Below are 21,413 nucleotides of genomic sequence, written 5' to 3'. Positions count from 1 at the left end.
ATGCTGGGGTGTGGTCGAGGGCGCCAGGCGCCAGGCGATCGTCCCGCGTCATGAAGCAGATGGGCGCTGCGACAGCCGCTCCTACGGTTCTTTTTCATCCGACACGCAAATCTCAAGCGAAAGCTAAGGCTTTCGCCCTCACGGGCGAGTTACTTTTCTTTGCTCGCGCAAAGAAAAGTAACCAAAAGAAAGCGCGCCCTGCCTCGCGCCCTCCGCGCTGCGCGCTCCGGGTCCGCGTCCATCACGGGGATCCGCGGAAGGGGCATCCTGCCCCTGCCGCGGACGGCGTACATCCATGTACGCCGCCCTTCGGGTGTTTCCCCGCGATGGCCGCCGCTTCGGAAGGGAACCCAGTAAGTCAAAAACAAGGGCAACAGCAACATCCAAAGCCAAGCGATCGCGACTGCTACAGCGACTCGCGGTGATCAGTGTCCGGGCACGATGTGGGAAGGACTCTCGTGCATTTTGTGGGATCAGTCCCGACAGCCTCGGACCTTCTCGCTTCAGTCGCCCAGCCGCACCACCAGCTTGCCGAAGTTGCCGCCGCTCAGCATGTCGATGAAAGCCTGTGGCGCCTTTTCCAGCCCGTCCACCACGTGCTCGCGGTAGCGTACGCGGCCGTCGGCCAGCCAGGCGCCCATCTCGCGCAGGAACTCCGGGTACAGCTTGACGAAGTCGCCGACGATGAAGCCGCGCAGGGTCAGGCGCTGGCGCAGCACCTGGCCCATCAGTGCCGGCATCCGGTCCGGCCCCGGTGGCAAGGCGCCGTTGGCGTTGTAGGTGGCGATGGTGCCGCACACCGGCACCCGCGCGAAATCGTTGAGCAGCGGCAGCACCGCATCGAACACGTGGCCGCCGACGTTCTCGAAGTACACGTCGATGCCGTCGGTCGCGGCGGCGCGCAACTGCTCGGCAAAGTCCTTGGCGCGGTGGTCCAGGGCCACGTCCACGCCCAGTTCCTCGCGCAGGTAGCGGCATTTTTCCGCGCCGCCGGCGATGGCGATGACCTTGGCCCCGCGCAGTTTGGCGATCTGCGCCACGGTGGCGCCGACCGGGCCGGTGGCCGCGGCGACCGCCACGGTCTCGCCCGGCTGCGGCTTGCCGATCTCGTGCAGGCCGGCGTAGGCGGTGAAGCCGGGCATGCCGTACACGCCCAGCGCGGTGCTCGGCGGCAGCGGCGAGTTGGGGTCGAGCTTGCGCCGCAGGCTGGCGCCGTCGACGACCAGATGGGTCTGCCAGCCGCCGTTCTGCACCAGCACCAGATCGCCCGGCGCATGGTCGGGGGAATTGGAGTGCAGTACCTCGGCCACGGTGCTGCCGACCATGGTCTCGCCCAGTTGCACCGGCGGCGCGTAGGACGGCGCATCGCTCATGCGCCCGCGCATGTACGGGTCCAGCGACAGCCAGCGATTGCGCAGCAGCACCTGGCCGGGGCCGGGTGGCGAAATCGGGGCCTGTTCGATGCTGAAATTGTCGGTGCCCGGCGCGCCCTGCGGGCGCGAAGCGAGCACGATGCGGGTGGTCTGGGTGGGGGTGGTCATGCGGTTTCCTCACTTGCGGTATTCAATTGCGCGATGTCCTCGGCCGACAGCTGCAGGCGCGCGGCGGCGAGCAAGTCCTGCAGTTGCTCCAGGCTGGTCGCGCTGGCGATCGGCGCGACGATGCCGGGCCGCGCCATCAACCAGGCCAGCGCCACCTGCGTGGGCGTGGCGGCATGCTTGCCGGCGATGTCGTCGAGCGCGGCGAGGATGCGCAGGCCGCGCGCGTTGAGATAGCGCGCGACCACGCTGGCGCCGCGTGCCTGGCTCTTGCCCGCGTCTTCGGCGCGACGGTACTTGCCGCTGAGGAAGCCGCTGGCCAGCGCGTAGTAGCACAGCACGCCCAGTCCCTGTTCGTGCACCAGCGGCTCCAGCTCGGCCTCGTAGCCGGCGCGGTCGTACAGGTTGTACTCCGGCTGCAGCGTTTCGTAGCGGGGCAGGCCGTATTGCGCGGAGACGTTCAGCGCCTCGCGCAGGCGCGCGGCGCTGTAGTTGGAAGCACCGATGGCGCGCACCTTGCCCTGTTCGATCAGCCGCCCGAACGCGGCCAGCGTGGCTTCCAGCGGCACCGAATCGTCGTCCGCGTGCGCCTGGTACAGATCGATGACGTCGGTCTGCAGGCGCTGCAGCGAGTCCTCCGCGGCGGCGGCGATGGTGTCGGCCGACAGGCCCGGGCGTTCGGCCCACTTGCCGACCTTGGTCGCGATCAGCACCTTGTCGCGCTTGCCGCTGCGCTTGAGCCATTGTCCGATCAGCGTTTCCGATTCGCCGCCGTGATTGCCGGGGACCCAGGCCGAGTAGATGTCGGCGGTGTCGACGAGATTGCAGCCGGCCTCGACGAAGGCATCGAGCAGGGCGAAGGAGGTCTTGGCGTCGGCGCTCCAGCCGAACACGTTGCCGCCGAACGCCAGCGGTGCCGCATGCAGGCCAGAGCGGCCGAGTTCGCGCGTGTGCAGCATGGAAAACGCTCCACTGTGGGGAAAGGCGACAGGATAGTCGCCGGGGGTCGAAGGATCGGCCAATGCTCGCGAAAACAGCGTTCCGCCGGCGTGATTCGTGCTAACGGGAGCGCAACATTCGGGCTTGTCGGGCCGCATGCTAGGCTCGCCCCACCTCCTCTTGTGGATGCCTGCCATGACGCTTCGAACCTCGCTCGCCTGCGCCTGTACTCTGGCCGTCGCCACCGCCTTGCTCGCCCCTGCCGCGCAAGCGATCAAGCCTGCCGACACCGCGACGCTGCCGGCGCCGGACGCGTCCCTGCAGGCGGCGATCAACGGCAGCTGGCGCGACCGCGCCAACGTCGCCCGCGACGCTTACCGCCATCCCGGCCAGACCCTGGCGTTCTTCGGCATCAAGCCGACCCAGACGGTGATCGAGGTCACCCCGGGCGGCGGCTGGTATGCGGAGATCCTGGCGCCGTACCTGCGCGAGCACGGCCAGTACATCGCTGCGGTGGTGGATCCGACCGCCGTGCCTGAAGGGCGCGGCCGCGACTACCAGCAGAAGGCGCGCGCCGGCCTGGAGCAGAAGTTCGCCGCGGCACCGGCGCAGTACGACCACGCGCGCATCGTCGCGTATGCGCCGAACGCACCGGTGTTCGGCCCGCCCGGCTCGGCCGACCTGGTGCTGACCTTCCGCAACGTGCACAACTGGCGCATGGCCGGCCAGGCCGAGGGCATGTTCAAGGGCTTCTACAACGTGCTCAAGCCCGGCGGCGTGCTCGGCGTGGTCGAGCACCGCGCCAAGGCCGACGTGCCGGCCGACGACAAGAGCGGCTATGTCGGTCAGGCGCAGGTGATCGCTATGGCCGAGGCCGCCGGCTTCAAGCTGGCCGGCAAGAGCGAGCTCAACGCCAATCCGCGCGACACCAAGGATTATCCGGGGGGCGTATGGACATTGCCGCCGAGCAACCAGCACGAGGCCGCCGATGATGCAAAGTACCAGGCGATCGGCGAGAGCGACCGGATGACCCTGAAATTCGTCAAGCGCTGAGCCGGCGCACGAGCGGCGCGGCGCGGACGCATGGGACAATGCCTGCGCCGCGCCGTGCGGCGCAGGCCCGCCGCCGTTCCCGTCGATGCTGATCGCCTTCAACAAGCCCTTCAACGTGCTGTGCCAGTTCACCGACCGCAGCACGCCGCCGCGGCGCACCCTGGCCGAGTTCGGCCTGCCCGCCGACGTGTATGCGGCCGGACGCCTGGACTACGACAGCGAGGGCCTGCTGCTGCTGACCGACGATGGCGCGCTGGCGCACCGTCTTACCGATCCGCGGCACAAGCAGCCCAAGACCTACTGGGTGCAGGTGGAAGGCGCGCCGCAACCGGAGCAACTGCAGCGCCTGCGCGACGGCGTGCTGTTGAACGACGGCCCGACCGCGCGGGCCGAGGTGACGTTGCTGGACGCGCCGCCATCGCTGTGGCCGCGCGATCCCCCGGTGCGCTTCCGCAAGAGCGTGCCCGATGCCTGGTTGCAGGTCGTGCTGCGCGAAGGCCGCAATCGCCAGGTTCGGCGGATGACGGCCGCGGTCGGCCTGCCGACGCTGCGCCTGGTGCGTGCGGCGATGGGCGCGCACCGCCTGGACGGGTTGGTGCCTGGGGCCTGGCGCGCGCTGTAGTGCGTGTTGTGCCGAATGACCTGCAGGAGCGGCGTCAGCCGCGACCGGAGCGCATCGGTAACGCCTCGGTTGCGGCTGAAGCCACTCCTGGGTTGGAAAAGCAGAGGCGCGGCGAACCATAAAAAAGCGACCGGGATGTCTCCCGGTCGCTGCGTTTCATGCGGCGGCTGCCGTCAGCGGCAGTGCGCGGATCTCACTCTTCGGTGGCGTCCTGCGCTGCGGCATTGCGGCGCGTGCCACGGGTGCTGGCGGCGCTGCGGCGCGCACCGACATTGCCGCGCTTGTTGGCCGCTTCGATACGCTGCGCATTGCCTTCGATCGGCGCGCCCTTGTCGCGCTGGCGCTTGCGGTAGATGGCGTAGCCGAGCAGACCCACACCCACGGCGGCAGCGGCGATCGCGATGGCTGGGTTGCGGCGCACGGCGGTGCGCGCGACCTTGGAGCCGGTCTTCACTGCACCCATCGCTGCGCCCGCCTTGAGCGCGCCCATCGCCTTGCCCGACTGCAACCACTTGTTCGCCTGCGGGCCGAAGTGCTTGAGGCTGTCGCCGGCGTGGCTGGCGAGATCCAGGGCGCGATCGGTGATGATGGTCAGCTTGCTCATGGGCGTCCCCTACTGGCAGGAATGAAGGCTGCAGTGTCGCCCGCCTACCGTATACGGGGCGTTAGCGCGGCGCCGTGGATTCGTCTGCCGGCTGAATGAATGGGGCGCGGTGGCGAGGCGTCTACCCTGAGGCTCCTGCATCGACGAGCAGGCTGACCGGGAAGAAAGTCAATTCCTTCCGTGAGGCGGCGGCCGATAGCGCGATCTCCAGATCTTCCTGGAAATGCTCCAGTGCTTCGAGCACGCTGGAGGACTTCATCGCTTTCAGCGACGCCTGGAGTTGGATGCGTCCCAGCTCCACGAAGGCCTCCGTTCCGATGTCCAGGAGATGCGTGTGCCGAATCGTGTTCTGGTGTAGTCCGAATTCGCCGAGCGTCTCGTTGCCGGCGAATTGCCAGAGCCTCTCCACTCCCGGCTGATGCCGGGCCACGAAGGAGCGATCCCCGGCACTGGCAACGAATCCACCCTGCAGCCTGGCGTTTTTCAGATCGTCCAGACGGGGCAGGGGACCTTGGTAATCGAAGAAGACGATCGAGTAACGGGAGATCTTGCTTCCGACGTACTCGATTCCCACGCAGAGAAAGGCGCCGAACAGTCCCCCGCCCAGCGCGAAGGCATAGGCTTGGTCTTCCCGAAAGATGCCTTCAATCGGTTTCGGTTCGGCGACGGCGTGCGGCTTGCCGAGTTTCTTGAAAAGTGCCTGGAGCTGCGTCTTGCGCTTCTTCCCCTCACTGGCGCCGAAAAGACCTACCCAGTCCTTTTCATTAAAGAGGCTCCAGACTTTCGTTTCCAGGTCCGCTACGTCGGACGCGGACAGCAGGCCCGACTCCCAATAGGCGAGCGCGGTGCTGGTGAGATAGAGTTCGTTGTCGAGGTCGTCGAATGTCTTGCGAGGCAACAGCGGGAAGGCCTTCCTGATGGCAGTGGCCGGTTGCCCGGCTTGAACGGCCGCGAGCACGGCCGCATAAGCATCGTGTGCCAAGTCGCCATCGAGGATTTTCACGCCGTCCAGAGCCATGCGCACGTCGCCTTGTGTGATGTGCCGGCGTTGTCGTGAAACCGGCGATTTCCCGGACAGGAAGAACCAACACGATGCTGCCGGGGCCAACGGACTGGGCTGTCGCGGCGTGATGCGAGAACGCCGCGGCGCCTTGGACATCTCTGCCAGCGCAACATACGCAACGCGGGTGGAAGGCACAATGCGCCGCGCCGCGAGAGGGTGCGCCCGGACTTCGATGCGCGCTCAGGTGCCGCGCGGCTTGGCGCGATGGCTGGCGGTGGCGGTCCAGGGGTCGTCCGGCCACGGGTGGCGCGGATAGCGGCCTTTCATCTCCTTCTTCACTTCCGGGTAGGTGCTGGACCAGAAGTTGCGCAGGTCCTGGGTGACCTGCAGCGGCCTTCCGCCGGGGGAGAGCAGGTGCAGCAGCAGCGGCACGCGGCCGTCGGCGATGCGCGGGGTGTCGGCCAGGCCGAACAGCTCCTGCAGCTTGACCGCCAGCACCGGCGGCTGCGGCTGCCCGGCATGGTCCAGGCTGTAGTCGATGCGCCGTTCCATGCCCGAGGGCACCGCGATGCGCACCGGGGCATGGCGGTCGATGGCCTGGCGGCGGTCCCACGGCAGCCGCGCCTTCAGCGCCTCGCCCAGCTCGTCCTCGCTCAGCGCATCGAGCCGGGTCTTGCCGGCGAAGGCCGGGCGGAGCCAGTCGTCGAGGCTGGCCAGCAGCGCGGTATCGCCCAGGTCCGGCAGCTCCAGTTCCGGCATCCACTGGCGCAGTCCCGCCACCCGTGCGCGCCATTGCGACAGGTTCTCGCTCCAGGGCAGCGCCTGCAGTCCCAATTCGCGCACCGCGTCGGTCAGCGCCGCGGCTGCCTGCGCCGGCTCGACCCGGCCGGCGGGGCGGCTGTCGAGCACGATGCGATCGAAACGAGTTTCGCGCAGCGCCGTGAGCGCGCGCCGTTCCGGGTCCCAACGCACCACGTCTTCCTGTGCGAAGCGCTGCGGAAACTGCGCGCGCAGGTAGCGCTCGTCCAACGGTGCGGCGCGCAGCAGCAACGCGTCCTTGGCCTCGTGGCGCAGTTCGGTGGCGACCAGCCAGGGCTCGCCGCGCAGGTCGCTGTTGTCGAACAAGCGCACGCTGCGGCCATTGGCCAGCTGGTAGCGCAGCGGATCGCTGGGGTGACGCGTGCCGACGCGGTCGGGAAAGGCGTGCGCCAGCAGATCGCCGAGTTCGTGCGCCTCCACGCTGTCCGGCGCGGCGGCGTCGCTGCGCAGGCGCCGTCGCCACTGCTTGGCGGCGGCATCGATCGCCGCCAGCGCGCTGCGGTTGGCGTCGTGCGGCACGCGGCCGCGGCGAAATGCGGCCAGGGCGCGCCAGCGCGCGGCCAGCGCATCGCCGCCCTGGCGTAGCGGATCGCGCGCTTCGATCAGCGCGGCGAGGTCGCAGGCCAGTGCCTGTGCGCGCGCATCGCCGGCCGCCAGCAGCATCGCAGCCAGCCGCGGATGCGTGCCCAGCGCGAGCATGCGCCGGCCGCTGGCGGTGATGGCACCACTCTCTGCGAGTGCGCCGAGCCGCTGCAGCAGCTCGCGGGCGGCGGCGATTGCGCCGGCTGGCGGCGGATCGACGAAGCGCAGGCCATCGCTGCCCCAGGCGGCCAGTTCCAGCGCCAGCCCGGCCAGCTCCAACTGCAGGATCTCGGCGCGGCGTTGCGCCTCCAGGCGTTGCGATTGCGGCCACAGCCGGTAGGTCCAGCCGCTGGCGACACGGCCGGCGCGGCCGGCGCGCTGATCGGCCGAGGCCTGGGCGATGGCGGTCACGTCCAGCCGCGAGAAGCCGCTGTTGGGATCGTAGTGCGGCTCCCGCGCCAGCCCGGCGTCGATCACCACGCGCACCCCGGGCAGCGTCACCGAGGACTCGGCGACGTTGGTCGCCAGCACCACGCGCCGCCGCCCCTGCGGATCCGGCTGCAGCACCTTGCTCTGCTGTTCCACCGGCAACTCGCCATGCAGCGGCAGGACCTCCACTCCGCTCCCTTCTCCCCCCGGGAGAAGGTGGCGCGCAGCGCCGGATGAGGGTACGCCAGAGGCGGTGCTAGCTGGGGTCGAGCCGGACGCGGCACCTGCTGGAGCACCACCCGCCGCACCACCGCCAACCCCCGCCGCTTCCAGCGCCGCCTTTACCCGCCCGATCTCGCGCTGCCCGGGCAGGAACACCAGCACGTCGCCCGGGTGCTGCTGCAGCGCGTGCTCGACCGCGCGCCGGGTCTGCGCCTCCAGCGATTCCTCGCGCCGCGCGGGAAAGTGCGCGATCTCCACCGGGAAGCTGCGCCCGGCGCTGGACAGTCGCGGCGCATCGAGGAACTGCGCCAGGCGCTCGCCGTCCAGCGTGGCCGACATCACCACGATGCGCAGGTCATCGCGCACCTGCGCCTGTACGTCCAGGGCCAGCGCCAGGCCCAGGTCCGCGGCCAGGTGGCGCTCGTGGAACTCGTCGAACAGCAGCGCGCCGACGCCCTCAAGCATCGGGTCGTCCTGCAGCATGCGGGTCAGGATGCCCTCGGTGACCACCTCGATGCGGGTACGCGCGGACACCTTGTTCTCGAAGCGGATGCGGTAGCCCACGGTTTCGCCCGGCGTCTCGCCGCGCTGCCGGGCCATGAAGGCGGCGGCGCTGCGCGCGGCGACCCGGCGCGGCTCCAGCATCACGATGCGCCGGCCCTGCAGCCAGGGCGCGTCGAGCAGCGCCGGCGGCACCTGGGTGGTCTTGCCGGCGCCGGGCGGGGCTTCCAGCACCAGGCGCGGATGGGCGGCGAGGCTGTCGCGAAGTTGCGGCAGCAGCGGATCGATCGGAAACACGGCGGACGTCATCGGCAAAGGATACGTGGCCGCCGCGCCGCCGGGGAGCGGCGGCAGGCGCGTGGCCCGTACAATTGGCTGCTGTCCCGGCTGATTCCCGCGCAACCGCATGACCTTGATCGACATCGGCGCCAACCTCACCCACGAGTCCTTCGACCGCGACCGCGACGCCGTGCTGCAGCGCGCCCACGCTGCCGGCGTCATGCAACTGGTGGTCACCGGCGCCAGCCGCGAGCACTCGCCGCTGGCGCTGCAACTGGCGCAACAGCATCCGGGCGTGTTGTACGCCACCGCCGGCGTGCATCCGCATCACGCGGTGGAGTACACCGCCGAGTGCGACGCCGAACTGCGCGCGCTGCATGCGCACGCCGAGGTGGTGGCGGTGGGCGAGTGCGGCCTGGACTACTTCCGCGATTTCTCCCCGCGGCCGGCGCAGCACCGTGCGTTCGAGCGGCAGCTGCAGCTGGCGGTGGACACCGGCAAGCCGCTGTTCCTGCACCAGCGCGATGCCCATGCCGACTTCGTGGCGCTGATGCGCCAGTTCGACGGCAAGCTCGGCCCGGCAGTGGTGCATTGCTTCACCGGCAGCCGCGAGGAACTGTTCGACTACCTGGATCGCGACTGGTACATCGGCATCACCGGCTGGCTGTGCGACGAGCGCCGCGGCGCGCATTTGCGCGAGCTGGTGAAGCACATTCCCGCCGAGCGGCTGATGATCGAGACCGATGCACCGTACCTGCTGCCGCGCACGCTCAAGCCGACGCCGAAGGACCGCCGCAACGAACCGGCGTTCCTGGCGCACATCGTCGAGGAACTGGCACGCGACCGTGGCGAGGACGTGGCCACTGTCGCCGCGGCCAGCACTTCTGCCGCGCGGACATTCTTCCGTTTACCGATGCCGGGCTGAGTACGTCGACGCGGCGGGTTTCGTGTTTGGGGATTCGTGATTGGGGATTGGGGATCCGTAAAAGCGCGCTTGGCTGTACGCGTCTTTTGTGGGGGCGGCTTCAGCCGCGACCGGTCAACCCGTCGTTGCCGATGGTCCGGTGGCCATGCCGATCCTCTGCGCGACCGTGCCGGCCGATGCGCCGGTGGAGATCCTGGACGGAATGGGCTGGCATTTTCTTGTGGGAGGGACTTCAGTCCCGACGCACGACGGTGTCAGTCGGCTTTAGTCTGCATTCGTCGCGGGTGAAGCCGCTGCTGCGCAGGTAACGCCATTGGCGGCACTACCGCCTCTCAATCGACCTGCGCGTCCTCGCGCTTGGCTTCCGCCATGGCTTCCGGCTCCAGTTCCTCGGCGCTGCGGTTGAGCTTGACGAACACGCCCCAGGCGACCAGCAGCAGCGCCGCGCACAGGCCGACCGCCGAAGCGTAGGGCAGCTTGGACGGATCGTCGTGCATCAGTTCGAAGATCGACACCAGGGTCTCGATCGCCAGGGCGATGACGATGACCACGAAGAACCGCGACAGGTAGCGACGCACCCGGGTCGGTCCGCTGACCTTGACGTCGCGCTGCACCTCCTCCTCGTAGATGGTCTGGCCCAGTTCCAGGGTCACAAGCGCCACCGTGAGCAGCCCGATCGCTTCCAGCACCACATTGAAGCGGTCGCGCACCACCAGTTCGCCGCCAGGGGTCAGGCCGTGCCACAGCTCGAGCACGGCCATGCAGATCAGTCCGGTCGCGCACAGCAGGAACAGCAGGATGATGAGGAAATGCCCGCCGCGGAACAGTTTTTCCATGTGCGTGCCCGCTCGCTTGCCCCCTGTGTGGTGGGCGAGCATAGGCGCCAGGCGCGTCAGCGGCGCGCGAAGATGCAGCGCCGCCCTTGGGACGGCGCGGATACGGCATTGCCCGTAGCACCGTGGCGGGCGTGCGCAGGACAGGGGTGCGCTGCGCGCGGCGCCGGCTTTCCGCGGCAACCCTCAGCGCGCGGGCAGGCCGGCCTGGTACGCCTGCAGGTGGCAGTACGCCGCCATCAGCAGCGGCGCGTCCTGCCCGGCGGCGCGGGCGCGGACCAGCATGTCGCCGACGATCTGCTGCGCCTCCACCTGCTGCCCGGCTTCCAGGTCGCGCAGCATCGACGCCTTCATCGGCGAACCCGGCTGGGTCAGCAATTGCAGCGCGCTGGCCTGCGCCGCTTCCGGCACCGGTTCGCCGGCCGCCGCGGCCACTGCCGTGCATTCGACATACAGGCCACGCACTAGCGCCACGCCATCGTCGCTGGCGACGATACGCCCGATCGGCGCACGCATCAGGCAGGTGGCCGCGGCCAGCGCGGTGAGGAAGGTGTACTTGATCCATTGCTCCTGCGCGATCCGCGGCGTGGCCAGATGGTCCAGGTCGGCCTGCGCGCACGCCGCGGCCAGGGCGCGCACGCGCGCGCTGTCGGCGCCGCGGCCGTCGCGTTCGCCGAAGGTCAGCGAGGCCGGCTTGGCTAGGTGCTGGATCGCGCCGTCGGCATCCAGTACCGCGCTGATGAAGCACAGCCCGCCGACGACCCGCTCCGAACCGAAGCGCGCATCCAGCGCCCCATAGTGGCGCAGGCCATTGAGGATCGGCAGCACGCTGGTGCCCTCGTGGACCGCCGGCGCCACCGCGTCCAGCGAACTTTCCAGGTCGTAGGCCTTGCAGCTCAGCAGCACCAGATCGAACGGCCGCGCCTGTGCCGCGCCAGGCAGCGTCTCGGCGGTGAGCGTGCTCACCGCGATCGCCGCGTCGCCGCGCGGGCTGCGGATGCGCAACCCGTCGCGTTGCAGGCGTGCGGCCCGTGGTGGTCGCACCAGAAAGCTGACATCGACGCCGGCCTGGGCAAGGCGTCCGCCGAAATAACCGCCGGTCGCGCCGGCTCCGAGAATCAGGATACGCATGAGACGTGGATCGCCATGGAGTGGGAGGCGTCCGACTGCGGGAACGCATGCCGGCAAGCGGGCGCGCGTGCGGTCCTATCGACGATGCGGCGCAATCGGCTATGCCGTTGCGCCGCACCACGACCAGCACGCATCAGGGTGACCGCATGCAGCGGTACCCGGTGCGGCTCAGCTCTTCTTCACCAGCTCGACGCGGCGGTTCTGCGACTTGCCCTGCTCGGTCGCATTGTCCGCCACCGGGTCGGCATCGCCGAAGCCGGCCGCAGTCAGACGCGACGCGTCGATACCCTGCGCGACGAGCGCGGCGACCACCGCCTTGGCGCGTCCTTCCGACAGCGTCTTGTTGTGCGCGGCATCGCCGGTGCCGTCGGTGTAGCCGTTGACGGCCAGCTTCAACGCGGCGTCCTGCTTGAGCAATTGCACGACCTGCGCGATCTGCGGCTGCGAATCGGGCAGGATGTCGGTCTTGTCGGTGGCGAAGTTGACGTGCAGGGCCACCTTGCCGGTCTTGTCGATCTGCGTCTTCAGTTCGCTGGCCGGCAGCAGGCTGGCGGTGACCTGCAGCGGCTTGGTCTCGGCGATCAGCAGGCCGCCACCGAACTGGTAGCTGCACAGGTGGATCCAGATGTCGCGGTCGGCGCGATGCACCACGAAGACCTGCGCCGGGTTGTTCCAGATGTCGCCTAGGCCGCTGTTGTACTTGATTGCGAAATCGCGCGGCCATTCGTTGATCTTTTTTGTGGCGGCGTCGGGAATACGGCCGTCGAAGATCTTCTTGCCGCCGAGTGTGGTCACCACGGCCTCGATGTTGCGGGACAGTTCCAGGTCTGAGAAGGTCTTGCCCTGCGCCGCATCGATGTGCGCCGACCAGACCCTGCCCTCGACCGGCTGCAGCTGATCGCCGGTCCAGAACGGCACTTGGTCGAAGTCCGCGATATCGGGAGTACTGCCGGTGACATAGCCGGTGGGCAGCGCGATATAGGGGAAATCTCCGAGCGGGACGTCGGACACCGGCAGGCTGGCCGGGTCGAAGGCCGTGCTGGCGGCAGCGTGTTGCGTGGACGCGTCCTGCGTGGCGTTGGTGGTCGCCGCGGGGGGCGTCGCCTGATCGTCGGGATGCGCCGGCTGCTCATGCTTCTTGCAGGCGCTCAGGCTTGCGATGACGGCCATGGCCAACGTCGCCGCTACTGCTCTTTTCACGGAGATACTCCTTGTCGGGGGACGAACCAAACTAGTGTAACGGTGCGATCGGCCGATCTTGCTGCAGAACCATGAACCCGCGTCTATCAGTAGTGGGCGACTCACGCTTGGGTTACCTGGGGACGCGAGATCAGTGCGCGAGCTCGGGCGGCTGGAACAAGGCATCCGGCTGCGGGCCGTAGTCGACGCGTTGGATGTCCCAGTGCTGTTGCTGTTCCAGACCGGTCTTGCCGCGATAGGCGAGCACAAGGCCGGCCTCGCGGTCAGGCCACATCGTGACTTGCCGATCTAACCGCATCCAGCGCGCTGTCTAGGTCGTGGGCCTTGCAGGTGCGCAATACCAGATCAAATGGCCGCACTCGCGCCGAGATTCCGGAGATGCATGGGATGTGGATGCAGGGGAAACAAGCGGCTCAATGAAGCAGCCGGGAGCTTTCCGGTGTACGAAGACTCTCTTGGGGTGTGAATACCTCGGCGGGAACGGCTTCGAAACTTACCGCATCTACGCGCAGGCTGCGCTCCTCGCGGCGGTTGCCGACCTTGCCGCGATAGCCGAGCAGCAGGCCGCTGCGGTCTAGCCATAGCGTGCCGGAGGTCGTGCCGTCAGGGCCTTGCGCGGCGTCGTAGCGCCACCCCGTAGCCAAACGGCTGGCGATGAATTCCCCGGGCGCCGGCGCGCAGCGACCGCCAATCCTGGCGCAAGGATCGGCGGGATCGTACCAATAGGGGCCGCTGGCGTCGGCGATCGGCAGGCGATAGTCCCCGGAGTGGCTGACGAGCCAGCCGCGGCCGCGGGTCCCTGGGTTGATCAGATAGGCATCGGGCGCCTGCGTACCGACGAAGTCGATGCGGATGGCATCGCCACGCAAACGTACCTCGACCAGGACGGCGTCGCCTGCCTGTTTCGGACCCAGCGGACCCACGCCATAGGCGCGTGCCTGCAGGCGCGCCTGCAACGGCTCCGCTGCTTCGCTCTGCTCCTGCGCAGCTGCATCTCTGGGATCGGTTGTCGCAGCGATCAGCAAGCTAGCCAGCAACACCAAGATCGGTCGTTCAATGGTCAAGATTGCCAGCTTCGTAGATAGGGGATTGCATGCGTACCACCGCATAGGATTCGATCGGCAGGCGGCGATGGCCGCTGATTGGCTCTTCGAACAGCATTGAGGCAGGCGTATAGCTTTCGCCCCCGCTGACCAGATCCGACAGGCCGACGATGACGCGGTCGACGAAGGGCACGATCAACGGCATGTTGTAGGTAACCTTGATCTTGAGGATGTTGGCATCCTGCACATTGACCTGACTGCCGCCGACGTTGGCGTTGCGGAACGCCAGGCTGTCGTTGGGAAGCGCGTAGCGGCCGTCGTACTGGCGTTCGCGGAACTCGTTGTAGGCGGCCCGGGTCGGTGCAATGACCTCGATTTTGGAAAACAGCTGCACTTCTGTGTAACGGATCTTCTGCTTTGTCAGCATGACGTTGGCGATGTCAGGCGATTGAGCGAACAGCGGCGTCAATCCGCCCGCCAATGCGTCTGCCATGTCATTCTTTCTGACGCCGTTGACCGCTCCAGCCCGGGCTGCCTGAAAAGCGGCATAGTCCAGCACTGTCTTGGTACGGTAGATCAGCACGAACTGGAAGATCACCAGGACCAGGAAGAGGAAAGTCGGGACGACGACGCAGAACTCGATCAGGGATTGACCACGTTGATGTCGCGGCGAATGTCGGAGTACGGTCACGAACGGTCTCCTGCGGGAGCGACGATGCCTGTGGCGATGGGAGATTCCGCGGGCAACCACGCCAGATGCTCGTCGCGGACGGGTTGCAACGCCTGCAGCGTACCGGGTGGCAGTTCGAGTGTGGCGTGGGCGTGCAGGCACAGGGCGCCACGCCAGGGGCGCACACGCTCGCGCCAGTCCAGGACGCGGCCACCGCGATCGAAGAACAGCAGATCGAGCGGGTACGTCATGGCCAGGGTGTGCACGCTGTTGCACGGCTCGATCAGCAGGCCTTCGCCCGGCTGCAGCGCTGCGCGCCCAAGCAGGCCGCGCAGTCGTAACCACCACGTGTCAGCGCGCCATACGCTGTGCAGCAGCACCTGTCCCTCGCGTTGGAGTGTGCCGCACCTCACAGGATCCCCTGCTGCTTCATCTGCAAGTAGATGAAGTACGCCAGCACCACGAAAATCAACGGAAAGAAGAACAGCACCAGCGGCAGCATCATCTTGACCGGTGCTTCCAGCGCCAGCTTCTCCGCACGCAGGAAGCGCTCTTCGCGCCTTTGCATGGCTTGCGAGCGCAGGGTTTCGCTGAGGCTGGCACCGACCCGGTCGGCCTGGATCAGGGCACTGGTGAAGTTGGAGATCTGCGAGATATCCATGCGGTCGGCCATGCGGCGCAGCGCTTCGGCACGCGGCAGTCCGGCGCGCAGATCGCGCAGCATGCGCGAGAACTCCTGCGCCAACGGGCCGGGCGGACCCTTTTGTACCGATTGCTCGATCGCGCCGGTGATGTTGAGGCCCGCCTCCACCGCCATGGTGATGAAATCCAGGAATGTCGGCAGGTCGCGGACCACATGTTTGCTACGCTGCTTGCGTCGTTCGCCCAGCCACAGCGTGGGATACATCCATCCCAGCGGGATGCCGAACAGCAAACACATGCAAAACGCGCCGACGCTGAGCTTGCCGAGCAGCATCACGACGACGATGAAGACCACGCTGACCGTGCCGGCAGCGACGATGCGGGTCCCGTAGAGCTCTTCGGGGGTCAGCACGAAATCCTGGCCTGCCGACTGCAGGCTACGGTGGGCACGTTCCAATTGCGAGGACTTGAGGCGCGGTCCGACCACATGCGTGGCAGCCGTGACCAGGGGCCACAGCATGCGCAGGACCGACGGCAGCGGATCCTGATAGTTGCGGTCGTCCTGCGGTACCGCCTGCAACATGCCCCGCAGCGCGAACAGCACCAGGCCGACGGCGGTGACGGCCAGCACGGCGACAAGGGCAAGCATCCAGTTCATATATCGATCGTCATGATCTTGCGGCACATGCGATAGCCCAGATACTCCAGCACGCACATCAGGGCGATGACGCACCAACCAAGCAGCGTATGGAACATCGGGTTCATGGTTTCCGGGTAGAACAGCACCAGGAAGCCGACCAGTCCAGCTGGCAGCATCGCCATTACGATGCCCTGCAGGCGGCCCTGCGCAGTCAGCGCCTTGACCTTGCCTTCCATGATCAGCTTGCGGCGCAGGGTTTCGGCCAACGTGGACAGGCTTTCGGCGAGGTTGCCGCCGACCTCGCGCGAAATGCTGACGGCAGCCACGAACAGCTTCACGTCGGGAATGGGAACGCGGTTAGCGAAGTTTTCCAGTGCCTCGTCGGTCCGCACGCCCATGTGCTGCTCGCGCAGCACCAGGGCCAGTTCCTGCGCGAGCGGGGGCTGCCCGTCATGCGCCAGCGCCTCCAGCGCAGGGTTGAAGCCGACACCGGCGCGCAGGCTGCCGGACATCATCAGCAGGCTGTCCGGCAACTGCTGCTGGATCTGGTCGAGGCGGCGCTGCTTGAGCCACAGATACACCTTGCGCGGCGCGATCGCCAACACGATCACGGCCACGACCGGCAGCAGCAGGTTGCCGCTGAGTAGCCACAGCAACAGCGGAATCAACAGCAGTACGACGCCGTTGGCGACGAAGAGCATCTGCGGATCGACGAACAGAAACATGTCCGCGAGGTTCAGGCGCGCCTGGTCGACGAAGCGCTCGTGGTAGCGCTGCATGAAGTTCGCGCTGGCCCGAACCAGCATCAGTCCGGAGACCGTGACGCAACTGAAGGCCAGCAGCGCGACGAGCCAGATATTATCCATTGCCCTGGCCGCCGTTGCGGAAGATCGACAGGTCGACCGAAACGCCGCGCTCTGCCAGCTCCTCGTAGAACTCCGGCACGGCGCCGGTTGCGATGAACTCGCCGCTGACTTTGCCATCGCGGCCACTGTTGGACCTGGCCTTGAACAGGAAGACGTCCTGCAACTGGATCGTGCCGCTCTCGACGCCGGTGATTTCGGTGATATGACTGACTTTGCGTGAACCACAGGGGAAACGCTTCTGATGCACGATCAGATCGACGGCAGAGGAAATCTGCTCGCGGACCACCGTCATCGGCAGTTCCATGCCGGCCATCATCACCATGACTTCCAGGCGCGATAGCGCCTCTCGCGGATTGTTGGCATGCGCCGTGGTCAGCGAGCCCTCGTGGCCGGTATTCATCGCCTGCAACATGTCCAGCGCTTCGCCGCCGCGGCATTCGCCGACCACGATCCGATCGGGCCGCATGCGCAGCGCATTGCGCACCAGGTCGCGGATGGAAATATGTCCTTTGCCTTCCATGTTCGGTGGCCGCGCTTCCAGCGCGACCAGGTTGGGCTGGACCAGTTTCAGTTCCGCCGCATCCTCGATGGTCACGATGCGGTCGGTGTCGGGAATGAAGTTGGACAGGATGTTGAGCAGTGTGGTCTTGCCGGAGCCGGTGCCGCCGGTGACCACGATGTTGCGCCGTTCGCGCACGGCCATGGTCAGGAATTCCAGCATCGGCGCATTGAGCGACCCGAAGTCGATCAGGTCGTTGCCTTCCAGCTTGCGCTTGGCGAACTTTCGGATGCTGATGCTGGGCCCGCGCAGAGCGATCGGAGGAATGATCGCGTTGACACGGGAGCCGTCCTTCAGGCGCGCGTCGACCATCGGTGAGCTCTCGTCGATACGCCGACCGAGCGGCGTGACGATGCGTTCGATCGCCGACAGCACGGCACGATCGCTGGTGAAGCAGACCGCGGACTGCTCGATGCGGCCGGCGCGTTCGATGAATATCTGATCGTAGGCGTTGACCATGATTTCGGTCACCGTATTGTCTTCGATCAGGTCCTCCAGCGGCCCCAGTCCGATCGCTTCGTCCAGCACTTCCTTGGCCAGGCGGCGGCGGTTGATGGTCTTGGGAAGATCGGCGAACTCACGCTCCAGTACGTCGTCGATCAGACTGATAGTGGTGGCGCGCAAGGTGTCGTCGCCCATGCTACGCACATCCAGGCGTCGCAGATCCATCTGCTTGACCAGCGCGGCATGCACTTTTGCGCGGTAGACCGCGATGTCCGGTGGCAGATCCTGTGGTCGCGCCAGCTGTCGCTGCTGCTCAGGCTCGGCGATCGGCTGATTGGCCGCCGCAGCGACGTGCTCACCGATCGGTGCCGCTGGCGCATTGAAGGTGTTGGCGTCCTGCCTCGGCGTCGGTGCCGACTCGGGTTCGTCGCCCACCACTTGGAGACGATAGTCGCCGATCTGCACCAGGTCGCGACTGCTCAGCGGGCCACGGCTGCCGGTCACCTTCTCACCGTTGACCAGGACGGACGCGCGGCCACCGAGCGTCTCGATGAAGATACCGTTGTCCTCTCGCTTCAGCGCCGCATGCTGCTGCGCGATGCTCCAGCCTTGCAGGACCACCAGATTGCCGTCGCCGCGGCCGATGCCGCATTCGCGATGCAGACAGCGGACGTGGCGCCGGTCGCGGTTGGGAGTGTCGATCAAGATGTTGAACATGGCGTCTGTCTACGAGTCGTGGCGATTACTGGACGTAGTCCTTGCTGCGCTTGGGCATCGCCTCCTTGCCGCGCTCCTGGATGCGACGCCCACGTTCCAGGCCTTCCTGGTTTTCTGCCGAATCGGGGGTGAGGATGCGCGGGGTCACGAACATCACCAGTTCGGTCCGATTGCCGCGGAAGCCATCGGAGCGGAAAAGCTTGCCCAGAATCGGAATCTCGCCCAACAGGGGAAGCTTCTTGGCGTCCTGCTGCGCGCTGGAATCGATCAGGCCGGAAATCACGATGGTCTCGCCCGCCTTGACGTTGAGTTCCGATTCGGTGCGACGCGTGGTGAAGCCGGGCACGCCCTGCACTGTCACGGTGGGATCGACCCGGCTGACTTCCGCGAGCAGGCGGGTGGAGATCTCCTGGTTGCCGTTGACCAGGGGCTCGATGTCCAGCTTGATGCCGTACTCCTTGAAGTCCACGGTCACCTGGCCGAATCCCTGCGGGATCGGAATCGGCACCTCGCCGCCGACCAGGAACTTGGCTTGGCCGCCGCTGCGTGCACTGAGCTGCGGCGACGCGAGCAGGAATGCCTTGCCCTTGTTCATCAGCAGGTTGATCGCCGAGCCGATCTGGGTGGCGATGCCGAAGAAGGCCTGGGTGCCGGGCACGCGATTGGGCAGAACCACGCCCGCGGCCGGGGTGCCCGGTGGATTGATCCGGTAGTAATCGTTTGTGGTGAAGTCCTTCAGCAGACCACCCACCGGTCCCTGAATCACGTTGTCCCACTGAATGCCAAGCTCTTCGAGGGCATTGCTGTCGAACTCCATGATCTTCACGTCCATCAGCACCATCGGACGCATCCCCACCGGGTCGGCGGAGGTAAAGTCGAGCACGCTCGGGTAGAGCTTCATCAGCGCCTCGATACGCTTGGCCACGCCAGGGTTGATGTCCTGGCCGGTGATCACCACCCGATCCGCGACAGCGTGCACGCCCAGGTTGGGCACGTCCGCGAGCAAGGCGCGAATGGTCTCCACCGTGGCGCCGGCGTTGCCGTCCATGACTTCGACCGGCACATCGATCTGGCGCCCGTCCTGCAGCCACAGATGCACGCTGGTCGCGCCCGGCTTCTGCCCGATGATGACCAGTTCACGCTTGCCGATGTTGGTCACCTGGACCAGTTCGCCGTTGCCGACGGCCACACGCTTTAGTGCCTGCGGCAGGCTGTGCACGGCGGCCTGACCCGCATAGATCCGCGCGCGCTCGGGCAGCGGCGTGACCTGGGCATTGCCCGCAGCACGCTGATAGGCCGGGTTGGGCACAGGGGTGGGAAAACTGCCACTCATCGGCACGGGCGACTGATTGCCCGTCGGCTGGGGTTGTGGTTGGGTCCTGGTATCTGGCGCGACCCTGACTGGCACCGGCACCAGTCCCGATTGCTGTTGCGCCTGCACTTCGCCGTTCATGGTCATGGTCGCTGCGGCGAGCATGGGAAGGAAAGAAACACTCCATGTAGTCCTGCGCATGCGTCAGCCTTTGCCTCCGATGATGAATTCCACGCCACTGCTACCGCCGGGCTTGGCGGTGCCGAGCAACTCTTTCTGGGTCATGCCATTGAGCCCGAATGAGTTTCGGTCCTCGACCTGGCGCAGCATCACCCGCATTGCGCCGGCCTTGGCCGCCACCGTCAGGCGCTCTGCCTGCTGCGGGCTCAGTTCAAGGGTGATGTTGGAGAAGCCTTGCTGGTCTTCCTGCGCAGGCGTGTCCCCGACGCGGTTGCCGGTGGCGAGCACGTTGATGTTCTCCAGTAGCGGAATGACCCGGGAGCCGGCGTTTTCCTGTTCCACGGTCAGCAGGATGTCGACATGGTCGCCAGGTGCGATCATGCCGGAGATCGAGTTGGTCTCGTCGACGGGCAACGTATAGCCGACATTGCCCGGCCTGATCACGCGCGAGAACTGGTCGTACAGCGGCACCAGCGCGCTGGCGCCCAGCGGAGCGCCATGGCGGACGGGCGCGCGCAGCACGCGCCCGCTGAACTGGTCCACGTTCTCCGGGGTCACCGCATCGGCGGGCTGCAGGTCCGCCGGCACTTCGCGGACGGCCAGGTCGGATGTGGTGACTACCGTGCCAGGGGCCATATCGGATTTGGGCACGGCCACCGCGACGGTCTGGCCAACATCTTTGGTGCGCGCGGCCACTGCGCTCTGGACGTAGCGCACTGCCACGAAGGCCGCCAAGGCGCCAAGACCCAGGGCGACCACGATGAAGAGCAGGTTGCGGTTCGGCTTGAATGCGGGGGCCTTCATAGCCACCCCAACGATAGTGCGTAGGTGAAGCTGGCGTACGCCTTGCGCAGCGAATCGATCAGTTCCAGGATGATGTTGGGCTGCGCCACGAGCACGATGACCGCCAGCATGGTGACGATGCTGTACTCGATCAGGGCCGCGCCGCGTTGGTGCCGGGCGGAGGGCGGGAAGGCGGATCTCACGGCATTCGTCCTCATTGCTGGAGCTGATTGACCACGATCGAGGTGCCCTTCTCGCGGCGGTTGAAAGTCAGGGTCATCTGCTGCTTGCCCTTGCTATAGCTGCTGACGCAGCTGTTGGAAATCATCGAACAGGCCGTGGCGGAGGATTGCGCCGTCCAGCCTTCGGCCGGCAACCGGTTGCGATAGAACGCCTCGCTCTGATACGGCGATAGGGTGCTTTCCATCGCAAGCGTACGTCCCGGGTTGTCCAGGTACTGGATGTCGTTGACGACCGTAGTGCCGGACGGCTTCATGAAGTCGGCGCCAGGTGCGGTGCGCGGCTTTTCCTTTAGCAGGCGCACGATTCCGATCTGTGCTTCGCTGCCGGTACCCGCTCCGTTGATTTCCACGGTGATGTAATGCTCGTCCTGGGCATGGCCAACGATGGTCTTGCTGCCGACGTCGTTGATCGTGACCTGCCCCGGCCATTGCTTCGAATAGAACGCGATCAGCTGCTGCGGCGACTGCTGGCTGGTATAGCGCGCCGAGCGCATGTGCAGGCCGTTGTAGATCATGTGCTTGGACACCCACTCGCTCTTCGCGTCGTCGGGCTCGGGCACGTCGGGCCACTCCGCGGCGCAAGCGGTCGCCGGCACCAGCAGGACCAGAAGCGCCAGGATCAGGTGAAACATAGG

Annotated in this window: 22 protein-coding genes; 3 read left to right on the top strand and 19 right to left on the bottom strand. The window is 66.8% G+C overall.

The annotated features are described in order from the left end of the window. Positions 1–503: 503 nt before the first annotated feature. The gene (locus SLW55_RS15070) at positions 504–1,541 is read right to left on the bottom strand and encodes an NADP-dependent oxidoreductase (protein ID WP_295941831.1); all 1,038 of its coding nucleotides are present in this window, start codon (positions 1,539–1,541) and stop codon (positions 504–506) included. After that, positions 1,538–2,497 (bottom strand): aldo/keto reductase, encoded by a 960-nt coding sequence (locus SLW55_RS15065; RefSeq protein WP_267085495.1) that lies wholly within the window; start codon positions 2,495–2,497, stop codon positions 1,538–1,540. Before SLW55_RS15065 ends, SLW55_RS15070 begins: the two co-directional genes overlap by 4 nt. A 175-nt stretch (positions 2,498–2,672) precedes the next feature. Here SLW55_RS15065 and SLW55_RS15060 point away from each other — a divergent pair, with 175 nt between their 5' ends. Together SLW55_RS15060 and SLW55_RS15055 are read left to right on the top strand one after the other, a co-directional pair. Beyond that, a complete protein-coding gene (locus SLW55_RS15060; protein WP_043094171.1) occupies positions 2,673–3,530 on the top strand; it encodes a class I SAM-dependent methyltransferase in 858 nt (285 codons plus the stop codon). An 85-nt stretch (positions 3,531–3,615) separates the two neighbouring features. Beyond that, entirely contained in the window at positions 3,616–4,152 is a 537-nt protein-coding gene (locus SLW55_RS15055; protein WP_320745353.1) for a pseudouridine synthase, read from the top strand. 193 nt (positions 4,153–4,345) lie between these two features. Here SLW55_RS15055 and SLW55_RS15050 read toward each other — a convergent pair whose 3' ends face one another. The 3 genes from SLW55_RS15050 to hrpB all read right to left on the bottom strand — a co-directional run bounded on the left by SLW55_RS15050 (position 4,346) and on the right by hrpB (position 8,621). Beyond that, positions 4,346–4,756: a hypothetical protein gene (locus SLW55_RS15050; RefSeq protein ID WP_017908157.1), complete on the bottom strand. Its 411-nt coding sequence runs from the start codon at positions 4,754–4,756 to the stop codon at positions 4,346–4,348. Between the two features lie 121 nt (positions 4,757–4,877). After that, positions 4,878–5,774, bottom strand: coding sequence for a hypothetical protein (locus SLW55_RS15045; RefSeq protein WP_267100081.1), 897 nt, complete (start codon positions 5,772–5,774; stop codon positions 4,878–4,880). Positions 5,775–5,999: 225 nt separating this feature from the next. After that, positions 6,000–8,621, bottom strand: a complete 2,622-nt coding sequence (gene hrpB, locus SLW55_RS15040; protein ID WP_267100082.1) for an ATP-dependent helicase HrpB — start codon at positions 8,619–8,621, stop codon at positions 6,000–6,002. A gap of 97 nt (positions 8,622–8,718) precedes the next feature. On the opposite strand from hrpB, the gene SLW55_RS15035 reads away from it, so the two are divergent. Continuing rightward, positions 8,719–9,516 carry a TatD family hydrolase gene (locus SLW55_RS15035; protein ID WP_267100083.1) on the top strand — a complete coding sequence of 266 codons (798 nt, stop codon included), beginning with the start codon at positions 8,719–8,721 and terminating at the stop codon, positions 9,514–9,516. Between the two features lie 332 nt (positions 9,517–9,848). Here the strand turns inward: SLW55_RS15035 and SLW55_RS15030 are convergent, their stop codons facing one another. From SLW55_RS15030 to SLW55_RS14965, 14 genes are all read right to left on the bottom strand, one after another. Further along, complete coding sequence (locus SLW55_RS15030; protein ID WP_267100084.1) at positions 9,849–10,352, bottom strand: hypothetical protein; 504 nt, start codon at positions 10,350–10,352, stop codon at positions 9,849–9,851. Between the two features lie 183 nt (positions 10,353–10,535). Next, a complete protein-coding gene (panE, locus tag SLW55_RS15025; protein WP_267100085.1) occupies positions 10,536–11,480 on the bottom strand; it encodes a 2-dehydropantoate 2-reductase in 945 nt (314 codons plus the stop codon). A gap of 168 nt (positions 11,481–11,648) precedes the next feature. Beyond that, complete coding sequence (locus SLW55_RS15020; RefSeq protein ID WP_267100086.1) at positions 11,649–12,650, bottom strand: OmpA family protein; 1,002 nt, start codon at positions 12,648–12,650, stop codon at positions 11,649–11,651. Between the two features lie 160 nt (positions 12,651–12,810). Beyond that, a complete protein-coding gene (locus SLW55_RS15015) occupies positions 12,811–12,954 on the bottom strand; it encodes a hypothetical protein (protein ID WP_267100087.1) in 144 nt (47 codons plus the stop codon). Between the two features lie 139 nt (positions 12,955–13,093). Then, a complete protein-coding gene (locus SLW55_RS15010) occupies positions 13,094–13,744 on the bottom strand; it encodes a hypothetical protein (RefSeq protein ID WP_267100088.1) in 651 nt (216 codons plus the stop codon). Next, positions 13,734–14,414 carry a TadE family protein gene (locus tag SLW55_RS15005; protein ID WP_150410811.1) on the bottom strand — a complete coding sequence of 227 codons (681 nt, stop codon included), beginning with the start codon at positions 14,412–14,414 and terminating at the stop codon, positions 13,734–13,736. The genes SLW55_RS15010 and SLW55_RS15005 overlap by 11 nt, the downstream gene beginning before the upstream one ends. Next, positions 14,411–14,773: a DUF192 domain-containing protein gene (locus tag SLW55_RS15000; protein WP_267100089.1), complete on the bottom strand. Its 363-nt coding sequence runs from the start codon at positions 14,771–14,773 to the stop codon at positions 14,411–14,413. The genes SLW55_RS15005 and SLW55_RS15000 overlap by 4 nt, the downstream gene beginning before the upstream one ends. A 29-nt stretch (positions 14,774–14,802) precedes the next feature. Then, positions 14,803–15,693 carry a type II secretion system F family protein gene (locus tag SLW55_RS14995; RefSeq protein WP_152236837.1) on the bottom strand — a complete coding sequence of 297 codons (891 nt, stop codon included), beginning with the start codon at positions 15,691–15,693 and terminating at the stop codon, positions 14,803–14,805. Beyond that, positions 15,690–16,541 carry a type II secretion system F family protein gene (locus SLW55_RS14990; RefSeq protein WP_043094193.1) on the bottom strand — a complete coding sequence of 284 codons (852 nt, stop codon included), beginning with the start codon at positions 16,539–16,541 and terminating at the stop codon, positions 15,690–15,692. Before SLW55_RS14990 ends, SLW55_RS14995 begins: the two co-directional genes overlap by 4 nt. After that, positions 16,534–18,261: an ATPase, T2SS/T4P/T4SS family gene (locus tag SLW55_RS14985; protein WP_295965742.1), complete on the bottom strand. Its 1,728-nt coding sequence runs from the start codon at positions 18,259–18,261 to the stop codon at positions 16,534–16,536. Before SLW55_RS14985 ends, SLW55_RS14990 begins: the two co-directional genes overlap by 8 nt. A 25-nt stretch (positions 18,262–18,286) precedes the next feature. Continuing rightward, positions 18,287–19,720 (bottom strand): pilus assembly protein N-terminal domain-containing protein, encoded by a 1,434-nt coding sequence (locus SLW55_RS14980; RefSeq protein WP_267085503.1) that lies wholly within the window; start codon positions 19,718–19,720, stop codon positions 18,287–18,289. A 57-nt stretch (positions 19,721–19,777) separates the two neighbouring features. Then, entirely contained in the window at positions 19,778–20,557 is a 780-nt protein-coding gene (gene cpaB / locus SLW55_RS14975; RefSeq protein ID WP_267100092.1) for a Flp pilus assembly protein CpaB, read from the bottom strand. Further along, positions 20,554–20,739: a hypothetical protein gene (locus tag SLW55_RS14970; RefSeq protein ID WP_052250845.1), complete on the bottom strand. Its 186-nt coding sequence runs from the start codon at positions 20,737–20,739 to the stop codon at positions 20,554–20,556. The genes cpaB and SLW55_RS14970 overlap by 4 nt, the downstream gene beginning before the upstream one ends. A gap of 11 nt (positions 20,740–20,750) precedes the next feature. Further along, a complete protein-coding gene (locus SLW55_RS14965) occupies positions 20,751–21,410 on the bottom strand; it encodes a hypothetical protein (protein ID WP_267100093.1) in 660 nt (219 codons plus the stop codon). Positions 21,411–21,413: the final 3 nt, after the last annotated feature.

The sequence above is a fragment of the Xanthomonas sp. LF06-19 genome, from assembly GCF_034105425.1.
GTDB classification, from domain to species: Bacteria; Pseudomonadota; Gammaproteobacteria; order Xanthomonadales; family Xanthomonadaceae; genus Xanthomonas_A; species Xanthomonas_A sontii.
Note: the sequence above shows the minus strand (reverse complement) of the source record. Positions and strands in the feature narration are given on the sequence as shown.